Source organism: Alkaliphilus crotonatoxidans (assembly GCF_054658015.1).
The window spans coordinates 175,414-193,220 of sequence record NZ_BAAHXS010000001.1 but is presented as its reverse complement, the minus strand read 5'-3'; the positions used below and the strand labels follow the sequence as shown (position 1 = coordinate 193,220).

Sequence of the window (17,807 nt, the reverse complement as noted above, 5' to 3'; positions counted from 1 at the left end):
CTTAATTACTATTTAATGATCTCTACCATGTCACCATTTTTTAAGGCGGCTGCATTACCTTCATCTACATCGACATGCATTTCCAGGGCATAGGTTTCATGTACCCTTACCAATACATTTTCAAATACAACGCTTCTTTCGCCAAAGGTTCTAACCATCACCCGATCTTTATCCACCACATTAAATTTAGCTGCATCGTCGGTGTGCATATGAATATGTCTTCCAGCAATGATTACCCCCTCTGGGATTTCCACCTGGCCCTTGGGCCCTACGATTTTTACACCAGGGCTACCCTTTAAATCTCCTGAATCTCTGACAGGAGACTTTACTCCCAAAGCAAAGCTGTCGGTCAGTGAAATTTCCACCTGGGTTTGCTTTCTGGCAGGCCCTAAAACCCGAACTCCCTTGAGGGTTCCCTTTGGCCCAACAAGGTCAACCTTTTCCTCTGCTGCATATTGACCGGGTTGAGATAAATCCTTGAACTTTGTTAATTCATAGTCATTTCCAAACAAGGTTTCTATATCCTCTGCACTTAAGTGAAGATGTCTGTTGGAAATCCCCACGGGTATCATCATTTTTTCCATCCTTGCTTCCTCCTTTTAATTTATGTAGACAAAAATATGGAAGTATACACTAATTCCTTGATTACATTATACTTTTTTTGACGAAAAAAATCAATGGAACTACCAAAATGAAATGAATCAATTGATTCTATTAATTATCAGCAAAAGCCAGTAACCAAGTGGGCACACAGATAATCCTTAGTAAATTGCCTGAAGCATTTGTTCAATAATTTTATCCTTTTATTTTAAAAAAACGATCAGCTTCCGTAACCAATTTAGAAATTTCAAATAGCGCCTTCATCCTCAGTCCGCATAGTTCACAAAGCCCCCTGTCCCTCATTTAATACCTTTACAAATTCTTTAACATCCTATTAAAATCATTCCAGCTTTCTTCCTCAGGATTCCTTCGATTAAAATATTTCAATGCCAGGGTAATTAAGGCCAAGCTGAAGGATATCCCAGCTGCCCCATAATAATAAAGGGGATAAGGAGTATAGTAGGCAGTGAAAAATAGAAAAATACTCAGCAAAAAATAACCCTTAGACTTCTTATTGGCCAGCATAGCAGCCTTATATTTCTCCCACCGGGCTTCCTTTTTGCTTATCTTATTCTCCACCAATTCATCAATTACCTCCTCAGATGGAAACATATTATTCTTTTCAATTAATTTCAACAGACCCTCTCGGCTTAATAAAAGTCCCCGATAGGGTTTTTGTAAATTATCAATGTATTGATGACAATCCTTGGTAAAATCTGATGTGGTTACCATCAATACTCTTACTAAATCATGGACCTTCAATTGATACATTACTTCCTTTACTTCCTTTAACTCAACCTCATGATCATTTTTATAGATATGGCAGGAAATCATCAGCTTCTCTCCATTATATATGCCTTCATAAAGGATTACTTTTTGATTACTGCTTCGAGGCTCTAAATTTTCAATGCCCGCCTTCTGAAAAACCTCTTGAAAATAGTCCTCCAGCTCTTCCAGGGTTTTGTTCATAATCTCATGATAGACCTTTTGACTGGCAATATACCTACGTTTTTGTTTTTTTAGAAGGGCCAGACGCTTATTGCGAATACGGATCGAGACAAGGTGTAAAGGTATAATAATTGCAAGGGTAAAGGCCAGCGCCAAATAAAGCTGCTGGTACCTTATGAAGCCGATTACAAAAATCATAAAAAAGCTAAAAATTCTACCCGCAAAATAATCAATTATTTTGGCACTATTCTCCCTTGTATCTTCCTTCGATGACATATAATAACTTTTGAATCTTCGACTGTTCCCTCTATTTTTTTTATATCCTCTAATTTGATTATAAATAAATTGAAGTAATTGATTTGTTTTATTCATGGCAAAACCTCCTTTATTGTACTGTTGCCATCCCTTCAAAATCTATTCAATTTGCCTGTTAACATATAAAAAAACCAGAGATTAATGATTAACACCTATCTCTGGTCATATGATGAAAAGTAAGTACATTTTATCTTTTAATGGATGCTCTCTATTTGACGAAGCAGCTCTTCATAGCTATATTCGTCTGCATTGATCATGGTAACAAATTGATTGTTGGCTGAAGAGGTGATGGCACCAGTCAAATTATGGGCCAAGTATTTTTTGTTTTTATTGGAGTAAATTATTACGTCAAGAGGTTCACCACCATCGTCAACAGAAACAATTTGATACCCTTCTTCTTTTAATTGGGCGGCCAATTGATGGAGCCCCTCTTGTAGGGCAATTCGCTTTTGTTTCATAGCTTCCTCCCCATCACTACCTCTAACCCATTGCCCGTTCCAGCTTGTCTAAATGCTGCAGGGGAAAATATTTTAGTAGTTCTTTAAATTGCTCTACAGTTAATCCCTGGGTTGTGGTATAAATTTCTATTTTACCATCAACATCTGCTGCAATAAATCGTTGCTTTACCTGTTCAAAATCTACCGGTTGGCTCATATAAAAAACCTCCTTAAACTAATCTTTAGATTTAGTATGGAATAAATCTAAAAATACTATTCAAGGAGGAATCAATTATTTATTAATTTCTTTAATGGAAGCTATATAGGGTAAATTTCGATATTTTTCTGCGTAATCAATTCCATAGCCTACAATAAAGGCATCTGGTATTTCAAAGCCAACATAATCAATATCTAACTGACATTTTCTTCTTAAGGGCTTATCAAGAAGGGTGCATATTTTTAGGCTTTTTACATTTCTTGATCTTAAGTTTTCTGTTAAATATTTTAAAGTGAGGCCTGTATCGACTATATCCTCCACAATCAGGACATGCTTGTTCTCAATCTCTAAATCTAAATCCTTCAAAATTCTTACCACTCCAGAGCTCTCAGTAGAATGACCATAGCTGGAAACAGCCATGAAATCGATCATGATGGGTAGATCAATTCTTCTAACCAAGTCCCCCAAAAATATGTTAGCACCCTTTAAAACGCCAATGGTAATTAAATCTTCTCTTTTATCATAGTCATTAGTAATTTGTTTACCCAATTCCGCTACCTTCTCGGCAATGGTTTCCTGAGAAAATAAGATTTCATCAATTTCATGGTTCATGAAAACACTCCTTTGTTAATCATAATATTCTCATTATACCATAGGAAGGGAGGAAAATATGAATTATTTCATAATATTTAATTTTATTATTCGGGTTTATTCCCTTTGCTGCCTTCAAAGATAACGTATTTGAAATCAGTTTCCAAATACCTGGCAAGACTATAAATTGCATCAGAAAGCCGGTTTACGTATTTTAAAAGCTGATCACTGACATAAACCTCTCGTTTTAAGGTTAATATTCTTCTTTCTGCCCTTCTGCATACGGTTCTGGCCACATGAAGACTGGCGGCAGCCCGATTGGTACCAGGAATAATGAATTTATCAATTTGTTCTACCCTGCTAATGTATTGATCAATTACTTCTTCTAAAAATTCAATATGGCTTTCTTTTATTTTTTCAGGAAATTGATCTCGATCACTGGTGGCCAATTCCCCCGCCACATCAAATAGTTCCCTTTGAATTCTATAAATAATCTCCACAATTTCCTGATCATCTATAAAGGTTCTGGCTAAGCCCAGGGCTGTATTGAGTTCGTCTATCGTACCATAGCTTTCAACCCGAATATCGTCTTTGTAAACTCTTTTTCCATCGTAGAGGCTGGTTAATCCCTCGTCACCGGTTTTGGTATAAATTTTCATTGTAATAACCTCCTTAATACAATTTAATAACCTAATAGCATATTCTATTTATATGTATTGATACCCTTTTTTCTCCCTTAAATTCTATGCCGGGGTTACAGTGGAAGATAATCTTTTAAAAAAGTATTTTTCTTGCCTTTTATTACATTTATGATATAATTGTATTAAGGAATATTAAAAAAGTAAGGGCCTTTCACCCTTACTTTTACACGCTGGCTGGTTTTAAATTTCCTGTAAAATGACATGCTACATATTTATCTTCACCCATATCCCTTAATTCAGGGGTTTTTTCTTTGCAAATATCCTGTCTATATCGACACCTGCCATAGAATCGGCATCCTTCCGGCGGATTAATTGGACTGGGTACATCCCCTTCAAGAATGATTCTCTCTCTTTTTACATCGATTCTTGGTACTGGAATGGCAGACAACAATGCCTGGGTATAGGGATGCAGCGGATTCTTAAACATAGACTGATAATCTGAAAGCTCTACAATTTTACCTAAATACATAACTGCAATCCGGTCACTAACGTGTTTAACAACACTTAAGTCATGGGAAATAAATAAATAGGTTAATCCAAACTCCTTTTGAAGATTATCCATTAGATTCAAGATTTGCGCCTGTATGGAAACGTCCAACGCTGACACAGGCTCATCTTGTACAATAAACTTAGGCTTTAAAGCCAGTGCCCGGGCAATTCCAATCCGCTGTCTTCTACCACCGTCTAATTCATGGGGGTACGCATTGATTAACCTTTCGGCCAAGCCTACAGTTTCCATTAATTCTCTGACACGATTCTGCATATCTTTTTTATTTCGATAGATTTTATTAACAACTAAGGGCTCTGCTATAATCTCAGATACACTCATTCTGGGGTTAAGGGATGCAAAGGGGTCCTGGAAAACAATCTGCATTTCCTTTCTCATTTCCCGCATTTGCTCTTTATTATATTGAAGAATATTCTTACCTTCAAAAATAATTTCTCCTTCTGTTGCCTCCAGTAATCTCAGCACTACTCTTCCTGTGGTTGATTTTCCACAGCCGGATTCTCCAACCAGACCAAGGGTTTCTCCTTTATTGATAAAAAAGTTTACACCATCAACGGCATGCAAGAGTCCTTTTTTAGTATTAAAGTGTTTTTTCAAGTTTCTGACTTCCAATAGTCGTTCTTCCATTTATCTCACCTCCGCCTTTATCTACTTCTCACCATTCTCGTACAACAGGCATTTTACAAAATGGCCCGGTTCAATTTCGCTATTGATAGGTTTTTTCTCTGAACATTGAGCCATGGCTTTCGGGCATCTTGGATGAAAGGGACACCCTGAAGGAATATCAGTAGGGTCTGGCATAAGACCTTTTATTGGCTTTAATTGATCCTCGTCTTCTTCTATATCTGGAATCGAACCAAACAATCCTAGGGTATAGGGGTGCTTTGGTGCGGTATATAATCTATTTTTATCGGTATACTCAATTACGTTTCCAGCATACATAATGGCTACCTTATCACAGACCTCAGCCACGATTCCCAAATCATGGGTAATCATAATCATCGATGTTTTAAATTCCTGCTTCAATTGCTTCATTAAGTCCAAAACCTGGGCCTGAATGGTTACATCCAGGGCTGTCGTTGGCTCGTCTGCTATTAACAGGGTAGGATTACAGGCTAAAGCAATGGCTATGACAACCCGTTGTCTCATCCCACCACTGAATTGATGGGGATAATCTTTAACACGTTCTCCTGGAATACCCACCTTTTCAAGCATTTCCTTAGATCGATTAATGGCTTCCTGGGCATTAACCTTTTGATGCAGCTTAATTACTTCCGCAATTTGGTCTCCCACTGTCATAACAGGGTTTAAGGAGGTCATAGGGTCCTGAAAGATCATGGAAATTTTATTACCCCGAATTTTTCTCAGCTCTGAAGCTGATTTAGACAACAGGTTTTCACCCTCAAAATAAATTTCGCCATTAATAATCTTACCGGGAGGGTCAGGCACCAATTGCATAATTCCCAGGGCGGTGGTGGTTTTTCCGGCACCGGTTTCTCCTACCAGTCCAAGGGTTTCACCTACTCCAATCTCCAGATTCATATCCTCGACAGCATGGACTGTTCCATCCTCTGTTATATAATGAATTGATAAGTTTTTAATCTCTAACAAATTCTTGTCTTGCTTCATTTTTATCACACTCCTATCCTAATTCAATTAGCTTTTTAGTCTAGGGTCAAGTGCATCTCTTAATCCATCACCTAGAAGGTTAAGCGCAAAAATGGTAATCATAATGGCAAGGCCAGGGAAGGTTGCAATATACCAATGATCCCGCAGGAATTGTCTTCCGGTTGACAGCATTGCCCCCCATTCAGGTATGGGTGGTTGAATACCCAGTCCGATAAAGCTTAGGCCTGCAGCAGACAAAATTGCGCTGGCCACCCCTAATGTGGCTTGAACGATAATAGGGGCCATTGAATTAGGAATAATGTGCTTCATAATAATTCTAAAATCATTGGCGCCAACTGCCTTAGCCGCCTCAATAAATTCCTGATCCCTCAGGGAGAGTACAGATGCCCTTACAATTCTGGCATAGGAAGGAATCGAACCGATTCCCACGGCAATCATTACATTTTCTAGACCCGGGCCAAGGGCTGCTACAATTGATATGGCTAGGAGTATTGAAGGTACAGCCAGAAGGATATCCATAAACCGCATGATAACATTATCGGCCCTGCCTCCATAATATCCTGCTACGGCCCCCAGGGTCCCCCCAATAATCATGGCGATTCCTACAGATATGAAGCCAACCTGTAACGATATTCTGGAACCATGAATAATACGGCTTAAAATATCTCTACCAAAATTATCTGTTCCCAGTAAATGATTACTATTGGGTTTTTGAAAACGTTGCAATAAATCTTGATCATCATAGCCGTAGGGAGCAATAAAATCTGCAAAAATAGCAGAGAAAATTAAAATTCCTATAATCACAAGGCCAAACATAGCAGCTTTATTTTTAGATAGGTTTTTCCAAACCGCAACCCATTGACTTTTTTTCTTTTTTCGAGCAGGCTGGGAACCCTCTGCTTTTTTATCCAATTGAACACTTTTAACGTTTGACATATGCCTTTCCTCCTTCTATCCTATACATTACTTATACTGTGATTTAATCCTGGGGTCTACGAAGGCATACAGTATATCAACTAGTAAATTAACAAAGCTAAAGGTAATGGCAATGAATAATACGCCTCCCTGCACAATGGGAAAGTCTCGAGATTTAATGGAATCTACCATAAGTCTTCCTACTCCAGGTACAGAGAAAATAGACTCTGTCAATACGGCGCCTCCCAAAAGGTAGCCGAATTGCAAACCGATAACAGTAATAATTGGAATTAAAGCATTCTTCAAGGCGTGCTGATTGATTACCTTTGATTCCACCTGACCCTTTGCCCTGGCTGTTCTAATATAATCCTGACGGATTACCTCCAGCATACTGGATCGAGTCATACGGGTAATAATAGCTGCTGAACTGGTGCCCAGGGTAATAGCGGGTAATATCATATGTTTCCAGCTGGTGAAGCCCGACGAAGGAAACCATTTAAGCTGCACTGAAAATAATAAGACCAGCATTAGACCTTGCCAGAAGTTTGGCATTGACACCCCCAAGAGGGCCAGTACCATGGCAATGTTATCAAATAAGGAGTATTGCCGTGTTGCCGATATAATTCCCGTCGGAATCCCCAAAACCACCGCCACCAAAACACCCAAGGCTGTCAATTTTAGTGTGGCCGGGAATCGAGAAAGAATTTCATCCATTACAGGCCTTTTGGTTTGATAAGAACGACCAATATCACCTCTAACAGCATTTGATACGTAACGTCCAAACTGTACAATAAAAGGATCATTGAGCCCTAGCTCTTCTTCTAATTTCGCCACCTCATGGGCCGGCGCTGATTCCCCCAGCATAATTCTTGCTGGATTACCAGGGGTAAAATACATCATTGTAAATACGATGAAGGTTACTCCAATCATAACAGGAATCAACAGCAATAGCCGGCGCAGGATATACTTATGCATGATATGTCCTCCTTCCTTTATTTACCATCATTTATTACATTAATATAGGGTCATAAACCTATGACCCTATATTATAATGAACTAACTATTCAATACCTGCAAGCAAGTATCCTTTTTAGCCTCTACTCAAAATATACATTGTATAGGGAGTGATGTCCCGCTGGATGCTGAACAAAGCCTTTTACATTGCTTCTTGTGGCAGAAAGCTCTTCTTTATCCCAAGTGAAGATCCAAGGTGCTTCATCTCTGACGATTTCTTGAACTTCATAATAGTATTTCTCTCTTTCAGCAGGTTCAACGGTTACCTTACCCTTTTCCAACAGCTCATCTACCTTATCATTGGCATAGAAGCTTCTGTTACCAGCATCGCCAAAGGTGCTTGAGTGGAATAGTGGATATAGACCATAGTTAGGATCTCCTGTTACGGTACCCCAGCCCAGGATATACATATCATGCTCTCCAGCAGCTGTTCCATCAAGGTAAGCACCCCACTCTACAACCTTAACCTCAACCTCAATACCAATATCCTTTAATTGATTTTGAACGATCTCAGCAATATCCATTCTTTGTTGATTATCATTGGTCCAGATGGTGGTTTTAAAACCATTTTCGTATCCGGCTTCCTTTAATAAGGCCTTAGCCTTTTCAATATCATACTCATAGGCTACTAAATCCTGATTTGATCCCCAAACACTGGCAGGAAGCGGACCCTTGGCTACTTTACCAATACCTTGGTAAACAGCTTCTACAATCAGCTCCATATTAACCGCATGGTTAATTGCCTGTCTTACCCTTACATCATTAAATGGTTCTTTTTGAACGTTGAAACCAACATAGGTTGTAGAAACACCATCATCTCTTAATAAGGTAAGCTCTGAATTTTCCTCAATTCTGGCCACATCAGTGGGCGAAACATCATAAATAATATCCAGCTCGCCTGTTTCTAAGCCAATGGTACGGCTGGTTGGCTCAGCAATATTTCTGAAAAGTACCTTTTCAACCTTTGCAGCTGTTCCGTGGTAATCTTCAAATCTGGCTAATTCAATGCTGTCTCCGGTTACCCAATTAGATAGCATATAAGGACCAGTACCAACTGGTTTTTGACCATAGTCGTCCCCTGCTTCTGTAACAGCCTTTTCATTTAAAATCGCTGCAGATGGATGGGCTAAATGGTTAAGAAGTGGTGCGAAGGGCTCTACGGTAGAAATTCTGATTGTATAATCATCTACGATTTCAATTCCCTCTGGGTCAATTGCATCAACGATGTGAGCAACATGAGAAGAACCAAGGGCTCTTTCGATTGTAAATTTAACATCGCTGGCTTTTAACTCTTCGCCGTTATGGAATTTAACGCCTTCCTTTAATTTAAATTCATAGGTAAGTTCATCTACCACTGTCCAGGAGGTGGCTAAGCCCTCGTGAAGCTCCATGTTTTCATCTTGATGAACCAACGTTTCGTAAATTTGCTTGGTTACCCTTGATGAAGCATTGTCATTGGTAGCATGTAAATCTAATGACTTAGCATCAGAGTTTTGTGCCACCACGATTGTGTCTTTACCTGATGGTGTTTCCCCAACAGGCTCGTTGTCATTCGGCGGTGCTTCTGTTGTTTGGCCACACCCGACAACAATTAAAGCTAGTACTAAAATCATACTTAGTAATACTAATAGCTTTTTGTTTCTCATTTAATTTCCCCCTTATTTATATTTCTTTTGCCAAAAGGCAAAACTTAAAAACAACATTGTGATTTGGCACCTTTGTAAAGTTCAAGTGCATCTTTGTAACTTTTTTAAATTATAAGAATATTATATAATCAGTTTTTAGCCTATTCAAGATAAATGAATGATTTTTAAATTTATTTAATATTTATGCTGCAAGGGTGTCTTTACCGTAATATTTAATGACATTATATATTTTGTATACACCAATCATTGGAAGCCATTTACCTTTAAAGCCCTGTATAAAAAAACAAAGGGGAGCATCAGCTCCCTTGTCTTATTATACAATAATATAATAAAAAATCAACATTAGCAATCCAATTCCACCAAAAATAAATAGCACATAGGGGAATAATACTTGAAAGATGGCGATAATGAAGGCTGCAATATCCTTCCAATCAAATTCCATCTCCCCTTCATAATTCGGTGAATAGGCTTGATCGTCACTATCCTTCTGCACTTTTTCCTTTGCCACAGTATCACCCCTTATGCCATGATCAATAATGTCCTCCTTTGAAGGATTGATTGATAGATTTTCTTGCGATACATTACGTAAACGGTTATCTACAATTTATAAAAGCATTGATCTCGTAATGTACTATAAACATTTAAGCGTCAATAAGATGACATGCCACAGAATGATTTGGTGCAACCTCTTTAAATGAAGGGGCCGTCGTTTTACACTTTTCCATTGTGTAGGGGCATCGAGTATGGAACCGGCATCCACTAGGAGGATTTGCAGGACTGGGTATATCGCCCTTCAAAATGATTCTTTTTTTCTTAACCTTCGGATCAGGCAGCGGAATCGCTGAAAGCAGGGCTTGGGTATAAGGATGTAACGGGTTGGAGTAAAGCTCATCCTTTTTTGCCAGTTCAACCATTGACCCCAGGTACATGACACCAATTCGATCACTGATGTGCTTTACCACACTTAGGTCATGGGAAATAAACAAATAGGTCAAACCCATCTCATCCTGCAAATCCATTAGTAAATTCAATATTTGAGATTGAATTGAAACATCCAGGGCAGAAACCGGTTCATCGCATACAATGAATTTTGGATTCAATGCCAGGGCTCTGGCGATCCCGATCCGTTGTCTTTGTCCACCACTGAATTCATGGGGATACCGGCGGATATGATATGGTGCTAAACCACATTTTTCAATAATTTCCTTGACCCTCTCCACTGCCGCCTTTCCCCGGGCAATACCATGTTCCCTGAGGGCTTCTCCTACGATTTCATTTACAGTCAATCTTGGATTCAGCGAGCTGTAGGGATCCTGAAAGACAATTTGCATTTCTGTACGCAGCTTTCTCATTTCCTCCTTTGATAATGAGAAAACTGACTTATTATTATAATAAACCTCACCATCGGTTTTGTCCAGCAGCCTTAATATGGTTCTTCCGGTTGTTGATTTACCACAGCCGGATTCCCCCACGATTCCCAAGGTCTCACCTTCTTTAATGGTAAAGGATATATTCTCCACTGCACGCACATAGTTTACGGTTCGTTTAAGCATACCTGCCTTTATAGGGAAATACTTCTTCAAATTCTCTACTACAACCAGGTCCTTTGAAGTCATGGTTGCTTCACTCATTTACTTCACCCCCCCATTTTCTTGATAGAGCCAGCACCGTACCTTTCTATCGTTACCAATGGCATCTAATGACGGCATTTCCCTTCTGCAAATATCCATAGCATGGGGGCACCTAGGATTAAAGGCACACCCAGGAGGAATTGCCAGGGGATTGGGCACACTACCTGGAATGACATCCAGCCTTTTGACAATCTTATCTAAATTAGGCTTTGAATTTAACAGTCCAACTGTATAGGGGTGTTTAGGGTCTTCAAAGAGATCATAAACATTGGCTTCCTCCACTACCCTGCCGGCATACATAACAATAATATAATCAGCCATGTCAGCCACCACCCCCAGGTCGTGGGTAATCAGCATAATTGCAGTATTCAGCTTTTCTTTTATTTCCTTCATCAGCTCTAATATTTGGGCTTGAATGGTTACATCCAAGGCAGTGGTTGGCTCATCGGCAATCAATAGCTTAGGGTTACATGATAACGCCATGGCAATCATTACCCGTTGTCTCATACCACCGCTAAATTGATGGGGATAATCATTTAACACCTCATCAGCCCGGGGTATTCCAACCAATTTGAGCATTTCAATACATTTTTCCCTTGCTTCCTTCTTATTGAGCTTCTGATGAAGCATAATGGCCTCAATTATTTGTGATCCTATGGTGAAAACAGGATTTAGCGAGGTCATGGGCTCCTGAAAAATCATGGCTATGTCATTACCCCTGATTTTTCTCATTTCTGCCTCTGAAAGCTTTACAATATCTTTATCATCAAATAAAATCTCACCGTCTACAATTTTTCCCGGTGGGTTCGGAATTAATCTCATGATTGACATGGAGGTAATACTTTTACCACAGCCTGATTCCCCCACTACACCCAGGGTTTGGCCTGATCGCAGGCTAAAGTCTACGCCATCAACTGCCGGTACGACCCCATCCTCTGTATAAAAGTGAGTTCTTAGGTTTTTGACTTCCAATAGGTTCTTCATTTTCACACCTCCAGCTTATTGTTTCAGCCTGGGGTCAAGGGCATCCCTTAAGCCGTCGCCAAGCAAGTTCAAACTCATTACAGCAACAAATATGGCAATTCCTGGAGGAATCCACTGCCACCATCGATGTTGCAGAACATATGGCTGCTGCGCTTCTGTCAGCATATTTCCCCAGGACGGAGTTGGCGGTGAAACCCCTAAGCCTAGAAAGCTCAAGGAGGATTCTGTTAAAATTGCCCCTGCAATTCCAATGGTCGATGATACAATAATGGAAGCCATGGTATTGGGCAGTAAATGCCGTACTATTTTTCTAAAATCACTGATTCCCAGGGCTGTGGTAGCTTCCATAAACTCCCGCTCCCTAAGGGATAAAATCTCTGCCCGAACAATTCTACATATGCCTGGCCAGCCCAAAAGAGCCAATACCAGCATTACATTATAGATGCTAGGGCCCAATATGGCAACAGCTGTAATGGCCATGGGTAAAAAGGGGAAGCAGGAAAAAACATCGGCAATCCTCATAATCAAATTATCGATCCATTTTCCATAATAACCGGCAATGCCCCCTAAGACCACCCCAATCAGGGTTCTAAAGCCAGTAGAAACAAGACCAACGGTTAAAGAAATTCTCCCACCATATAATAATCTGGTTAAAATATCTCTGCCCAGGTTATCTGTTCCCAGCAGATTCACCCTATCGGGGGAAGCATTTGACTTAACTATATTAACCGCATCTCTGCCGTGGGGAGTCAAGATAGGAGCAGCAATTGTGGCCAGACCCATCAAGCTAATAACAACTAAACCCAGCATTGCCAGCTTGTTTCGCCTTAACCTTTTCCAGACAATTTTCCAGGGCCCCATTACATCCTCTTTTTTTGCCCCCTCCTGTTGAGGCTGTTGTTTTTTTAGTTTCTTTTCACTAATCATGCTTTAGCCCCCTTCTCAATCATATCTTATTCTTGGGTCAACAAAGGCATAGGATATGTCTGCCAGTAGGTTGCCCGTTAAAGTAAAGATGGCAAGGAACATGTTAATTCCCATCATTAAAGGATAGTCCCGATGCAATACTGATTGATATTGAAGCCGACCCATTCCCGGCCAAACAAAAATAATTTCTACCATCAAGGCACCCGAGAACAGTGTTGGCAAGCTAAAGCCCAATAAGGTTATAACTGGTATCAGTGCATTTCTCAGGGCATGCTTGTAAATTACAACCTTCTCCTTTAATCCCTTGGCCCTGGCTGTTCTAATATAATCCTGACGAATTACCTCCAGCATACTGGAACGGGTATAGCGCATAAAGCTGGCAGCTCCCGTCAACCCTAAAACCAGCAGGGGCAACACACTATGCCTTAACATATCAATGTAGTCATAGGGAAAAGGAAATCTGGCGCCGGCGGTTCGCATTCCCGAAATGGGAAACCACCGTAAGTGAACACTAAAATACCGTATCAATAATAGAGAAAAGAAAAATCCAGGAATGGAAATTCCAATTAACGCAAAAATGGTTCCGAAATAATCAAATATAGAATATTGCTTTGTGGCGGAAATCACCCCTATGGGAATGGCTACCAACAGGCTGATGATTAAGGAACCAAAGGCCAGAAAAAAGGTGGTTCCCAATCGTTCTCCGATCAGCAGGGATACAGGCTGCTTTAGCTGGTACGAATTTCCGAAGTTGCCCTGAAGCATATTGGTGACCCATTCAAAATATTGCATATAAACCGGTTTGTCTAAGCCATAGGCGATCTCCAACTGGCGAATCTGCTCGACTGTCATATTAGGATCTGAAAAATAGGAAACCAGCGGGTTACCAGGGGCTAACTGTATAATTGCAAAGATCAGAATACTGACACCAATAAGAATAGGAATCTGCTGCAATATACGTCTAAGAATGTATTTACCCAAGTCTATTCCTCCCTTAGTAAAGACTTTTATCAAGGATATGGCCCAGTAATAACCAGGCCATATCCTTTAATAAAGTTAGCTTTTCTATTTAGACTATTGAACAATTTCAATCAGATGGGCATTATCTGACCAGTACACAAATTCACTGGGATCAAAATTCTTAACACGTTTGTTTACCAGCCATGGGTCCTTTCTGACATAAACGTAAATATAGGGCAGATCTTCATTAAACTTCTCAGCTAATTCCCGATAAATTTCCTTCCGTTTTTCCTGATCAAGCTCTAATATACCCTTTTCCATTAATTCTTCAATTTCTTCATTATAATAGTAGCCCCTGTTGTTTCCTGGAGGGAAGGTATTTTTACTGTAGGTAGACTGCATATCCGGGTCGGTGGTTAAGCTCCAGGCCATATTGTACATATCCCATTTATCCTTATTGGCAGGATCAGATATTAAAGCTGACAGGGAGTTAAAGTCCATTAAGACAATTTCACAATCAACCCCGATTTGCTTCCAGTTTTCCTTAGCCAGGGCAGTAATTTGGGTAGCCCATACGGCTTCATTGTAGGTGGTCCATGTAAAGGCAAGCTTTTGACCATCTTTATACCTGAAGCCGTCGCTTTCCATTACCCAGCCAGCCTCGTCCAACAGCTCATTGGCCTTATCAGGGTTATATTTGTACTCATTTAATCCGGAAGGATACGCCCAGGATACCGGTGAAATTGGTGCGTGGGCCACTTCACCGCCAAGGCCCCCAAAGAAGGATTGAACAAAGCCATGTCTGTCTAAACCATAGACCAAGGCCTGACGAACCTTTACATCCTGGAAGATCGGATTGGTAAAGTTAAAGGAAGCAAAGGCATAGCCGTTGTTCCAGTTATTAATCAATTCACCATGGGTATACCTTTCAATAATTTCGTAGTTTTCTATGGTATTTTCAAAGTTTACCGCATCAATGGAGCCAATTTCAAATTCTGAAAGCTCATTGGGCCTGGCAACCACCTTATATATAATTCCATCTAATTTTGGGGCCCCTTGCCAGTAATCTGGATTGGCCTCTAATTCAACATACTGCTCAACAACGTAATCTTTTAATATAAAGGCCCCGGTACCGATGGGTGTTCTATCTAAAGCCGCCATTTCTTCAGCCGTTGGCTTATCGTAGATGTGCTTTGGAAGGACCATGGTGTTTAAGTTTCTCAAGGTTACGGCAGTTGCTTTAGTTAAAGTGATTTCCAATGTATGGTCATCAATCACCTTAATTCCTTCAATACTATCTGCCGTACCATCCTTTCTGGCCTGGGCTCCAACAATAATACTTATATCGTTGAATCCTCTTCCTTTGTAATCAGGTCTGGCAACGACATCGTAGGTAAAGGCAACATCCTCGGCAGTAAAATCTACTCCATCATGGAACTTAATACCTTTTCTAAGGGTTAAGGTATAGACTGTTCCATCCTCTGAAACGGTGTAGCTTTCCACCAGCCCACCTTCTGTTGTATGAGAACCATCCTTCTCTTTCTGGAACAAATAATCAAATACTAGCTCATTAATGTAATTATCATAAGCACTATTGTAGGTAAGTGGGTTAAACTCACCATTGGGAGCTGATCCACCAACGGTTAATACATTTCCTCTTTCAGCGCCTGGATAAACTATTCCTGGTTCTGTAGGATCATCCCCATCTACTACAGTTGGTTCTTTAGGTGCGCAGGCAGCTAAGAACATAGACGCTACCAGTGTGAACACCAGTAGTAATAACAAGCTTTTCTTTCTTATCATTCTTTTTTCCCCCTTAATATTTATTTTTAAAATAGTAGTGTAACAAAAAAACACTACATTTTTAAACAAACATAAAATTATTTATTGCCAAATTTCAACGATTTTTGGCTATTTGCATTTTTATAATTATTCGATGAATTCTACAAATGTCCTCTTTTTTTTTAAAAAAAATTAATACGGAAAAAAATATTTTTTTATCAATACTTGTTTTTTCTTCCCTTAACGTGCATTGGAAATTTTATGTAGTATAAATAAATTGTAATATTTTCTCGTATTAGTTTTTTTAGCAATTTTCTGACTTTTTATCATTTTAATCAAATTTTGGAAAATATTCAATGACTTTTTTACATATTAATTATATTTAATATTTAATTACGATCGGTTCACCCCTAAAATTAACATTTACAAAAAAAATATTTTTTTCAGAATGTATGCTTAATTTAAATTATTATATCATCAATTTCAATTTTGTAAATAAAAAGTTTTTGGCAATAATGATATTTTCATCGTATATATTAATTAATATGCTTGTTTTAATTTACTATTCATCGTTTTAGCCCCTTTCAAAAGCGGCCTGATTTATTAAATCATCTTGAATTGGATTATTGTTATCTATCATATGTTATACTAAATGAATAAACGAATTTTAAGGAGTCGTAGCAAATGAACAGACAAAATCTAATTAATTCCTTTGTCAAAGAGAAAGTAGGTTACTTAGATGTGAACAACATGTTTGCAGTTTATATTCCTGTTTTAGAATTAAATCAAAGTCTTCATCTTTTATTCGAAGTGCGCTCACAACAGCTGAGTCAGCCGGGAGAAATTTGTTTTCCAGGGGGAAAAATTGAACCAGGTGAATCACCCATGACAACAGCCATACGTGAAACCGTTGAGGAGCTGAATATCGATCGTAGCTTAATTGAGGTAATGGGCCCCCTGGACCGGTTGATTACTCCCTTTAATGTACTGATTTATCCCTTTTGGGGCTTCATTAATCTCTCTGATATAAAGGATTTGCCCTATAATCAGGATGAAGTTTCATCAATCTTTACGGTTCCCCTGGATTATCTTTTAAAGGAGCAGCCCATCATTCATAATGTTAAAGTGAATTTTTCTCCAGAGAAGAACTTTCCCTATCACTTAATCTCTAACGGTGAAAAATATGAGTGGAGAAGCGGAAACTACCCTGTTTATTTTTATCCCTACGGTGAAAAGATGATATGGGGAATTACGGCAAAAATTCTTAAAAATTTTCTTGATTCCATATATGAATAAAGATCCCCAAACATTGGGGATCTTAAAGTAATCTCATTTATGGTTCATCGCCCGACGGGGCTTTAATAATATTTTTTTCAAACTGCTTTTCAATATTTTTTAAATTATTTTCTTCAATTAAAAAATAATAGCCTTCTATATAGATATACTTTTCTTTAACGAGTCCATATATGTCGTCTCCCTGGCTTCTATAAAAATATAGAGGCCCAATCACTTCATTTTGCAGCGTGTCATCGGGATACTCCTCTTGATGGGGAAAAGAGAAAAGCGTGTCCACAAAGGACATGATATCCTGCCTCTCCTGTAACATACCCACTGCTTGATTATCAGTATCCTTCAGCTCAATTCCCACAGATTCCATTAATATTTCCTTTAGCTCTTCCATTGTGGCCTTCTGACTATTTTCTTGATTCATCTCAATAGGAGGATTATCCTGATTATTTTCCTCCTCCAGGTCATTTTTTCCTGAGCCTTGGCAACCAGTAATAAATATTAGAAGAAAGAGAAATGTTGCTACGTATAACAGGTTCTTTGTCTTCACGTTATTCACCTTCCTGTATCAGCCTCCAGAACATTATATCATATTTAATGTGTATATGCCCATAGGAATGATACCCGGTCAATATACGGTTTACACCCGATCAACTAAATTATTCAATGAAAATTACCCCGGCTTTCTTCCACCATTTCCTTATACAAAACAGGC

At 39.1% G+C, this 17,807-nt stretch carries 19 protein-coding genes; 1 reads left to right on the top strand and 18 read right to left on the bottom strand.

Annotated features, from left to right (window positions below; genetic code table 11):
* Positions 1–8 precede the first annotated feature (8 nt).
* The 17 genes from pduL to ACYQ1I_RS00830 form a co-directional block, all read right to left on the bottom strand.
* Positions 9–584, bottom strand: coding sequence for a phosphate propanoyltransferase (gene pduL, locus ACYQ1I_RS00910; protein WP_459761694.1), 576 nt, complete (start codon positions 582–584; stop codon positions 9–11).
* A gap of 328 nt (positions 585–912) precedes the next feature.
* Complete coding sequence (locus tag ACYQ1I_RS00905) at positions 913–1,920, bottom strand: restriction endonuclease (RefSeq protein WP_459761693.1); 1,008 nt, start codon at positions 1,918–1,920, stop codon at positions 913–915.
* Positions 1,921–2,057: 137 nt separating this feature from the next.
* A complete protein-coding gene (locus tag ACYQ1I_RS00900) occupies positions 2,058–2,321 on the bottom strand; it encodes a YkuS family protein (protein ID WP_459761692.1) in 264 nt (87 codons plus the stop codon).
* Between the two features lie 22 nt (positions 2,322–2,343).
* Positions 2,344–2,517 (bottom strand): hypothetical protein, encoded by a 174-nt coding sequence (locus ACYQ1I_RS00895; protein WP_459761691.1) that lies wholly within the window; start codon positions 2,515–2,517, stop codon positions 2,344–2,346.
* A gap of 75 nt (positions 2,518–2,592) precedes the next feature.
* The gene (gene hpt, locus ACYQ1I_RS00890; protein WP_459761690.1) at positions 2,593–3,129 is read right to left on the bottom strand and encodes a hypoxanthine phosphoribosyltransferase; all 537 of its coding nucleotides are present in this window, start codon (positions 3,127–3,129) and stop codon (positions 2,593–2,595) included.
* Between the two features lie 86 nt (positions 3,130–3,215).
* Positions 3,216–3,767, bottom strand: coding sequence for a cob(I)yrinic acid a,c-diamide adenosyltransferase (locus ACYQ1I_RS00885; protein WP_459761689.1), 552 nt, complete (start codon positions 3,765–3,767; stop codon positions 3,216–3,218).
* Positions 3,768–3,972: 205 nt separating this feature from the next.
* A complete protein-coding gene (locus tag ACYQ1I_RS00880) occupies positions 3,973–4,944 on the bottom strand; it encodes an ABC transporter ATP-binding protein (protein ID WP_459761688.1) in 972 nt (323 codons plus the stop codon).
* A 21-nt stretch (positions 4,945–4,965) separates the two neighbouring features.
* Positions 4,966–5,946 (bottom strand): ABC transporter ATP-binding protein, encoded by a 981-nt coding sequence (locus ACYQ1I_RS00875; protein WP_459761687.1) that lies wholly within the window; start codon positions 5,944–5,946, stop codon positions 4,966–4,968.
* A gap of 27 nt (positions 5,947–5,973) precedes the next feature.
* Entirely contained in the window at positions 5,974–6,882 is a 909-nt protein-coding gene (locus tag ACYQ1I_RS00870) for an ABC transporter permease (protein WP_459761686.1), read from the bottom strand.
* A gap of 27 nt (positions 6,883–6,909) precedes the next feature.
* A complete protein-coding gene (gene nikB, locus ACYQ1I_RS00865; RefSeq protein WP_459761685.1) occupies positions 6,910–7,836 on the bottom strand; it encodes a nickel ABC transporter permease in 927 nt (308 codons plus the stop codon).
* Between the two features lie 122 nt (positions 7,837–7,958).
* Positions 7,959–9,521 carry a glutathione ABC transporter substrate-binding protein gene (locus ACYQ1I_RS00860; RefSeq protein WP_459761684.1) on the bottom strand — a complete coding sequence of 521 codons (1,563 nt, stop codon included), beginning with the start codon at positions 9,519–9,521 and terminating at the stop codon, positions 7,959–7,961.
* Between the two features lie 313 nt (positions 9,522–9,834).
* On the bottom strand, positions 9,835–10,029 hold the full coding sequence (locus ACYQ1I_RS00855; RefSeq protein ID WP_459761683.1) for a hypothetical protein: 195 nt from the start codon (positions 10,027–10,029) through the stop codon (positions 9,835–9,837).
* Between the two features lie 133 nt (positions 10,030–10,162).
* The gene (locus ACYQ1I_RS00850) at positions 10,163–11,152 is read right to left on the bottom strand and encodes an ABC transporter ATP-binding protein (protein ID WP_459761682.1); all 990 of its coding nucleotides are present in this window, start codon (positions 11,150–11,152) and stop codon (positions 10,163–10,165) included.
* Entirely contained in the window at positions 11,153–12,136 is a 984-nt protein-coding gene (locus ACYQ1I_RS00845; RefSeq protein ID WP_459761681.1) for an ABC transporter ATP-binding protein, read from the bottom strand. It lies immediately after the preceding gene.
* Between the two features lie 15 nt (positions 12,137–12,151).
* A complete protein-coding gene (gene opp4C / locus ACYQ1I_RS00840) occupies positions 12,152–13,063 on the bottom strand; it encodes an oligopeptide ABC transporter permease (protein ID WP_459761680.1) in 912 nt (303 codons plus the stop codon).
* A 15-nt stretch (positions 13,064–13,078) separates the two neighbouring features.
* Positions 13,079–14,044: an ABC transporter permease gene (locus ACYQ1I_RS00835; protein ID WP_459761679.1), complete on the bottom strand. Its 966-nt coding sequence runs from the start codon at positions 14,042–14,044 to the stop codon at positions 13,079–13,081.
* A 93-nt stretch (positions 14,045–14,137) separates the two neighbouring features.
* Positions 14,138–15,826 carry an ABC transporter substrate-binding protein gene (locus ACYQ1I_RS00830; RefSeq protein ID WP_459761678.1) on the bottom strand — a complete coding sequence of 563 codons (1,689 nt, stop codon included), beginning with the start codon at positions 15,824–15,826 and terminating at the stop codon, positions 14,138–14,140.
* Positions 15,827–16,489: 663 nt separating this feature from the next.
* Here ACYQ1I_RS00830 and ACYQ1I_RS00825 point away from each other — a divergent pair.
* Positions 16,490–17,101 (top strand): NUDIX hydrolase, encoded by a 612-nt coding sequence (locus ACYQ1I_RS00825; RefSeq protein ID WP_459761677.1) that lies wholly within the window; start codon positions 16,490–16,492, stop codon positions 17,099–17,101.
* Positions 17,102–17,138: 37 nt separating this feature from the next.
* On the opposite strand, the gene ACYQ1I_RS00820 is transcribed toward ACYQ1I_RS00825, so the two are convergent.
* Complete coding sequence (locus ACYQ1I_RS00820) at positions 17,139–17,642, bottom strand: hypothetical protein (protein WP_459761676.1); 504 nt, start codon at positions 17,640–17,642, stop codon at positions 17,139–17,141.
* Positions 17,643–17,807: the final 165 nt, after the last annotated feature.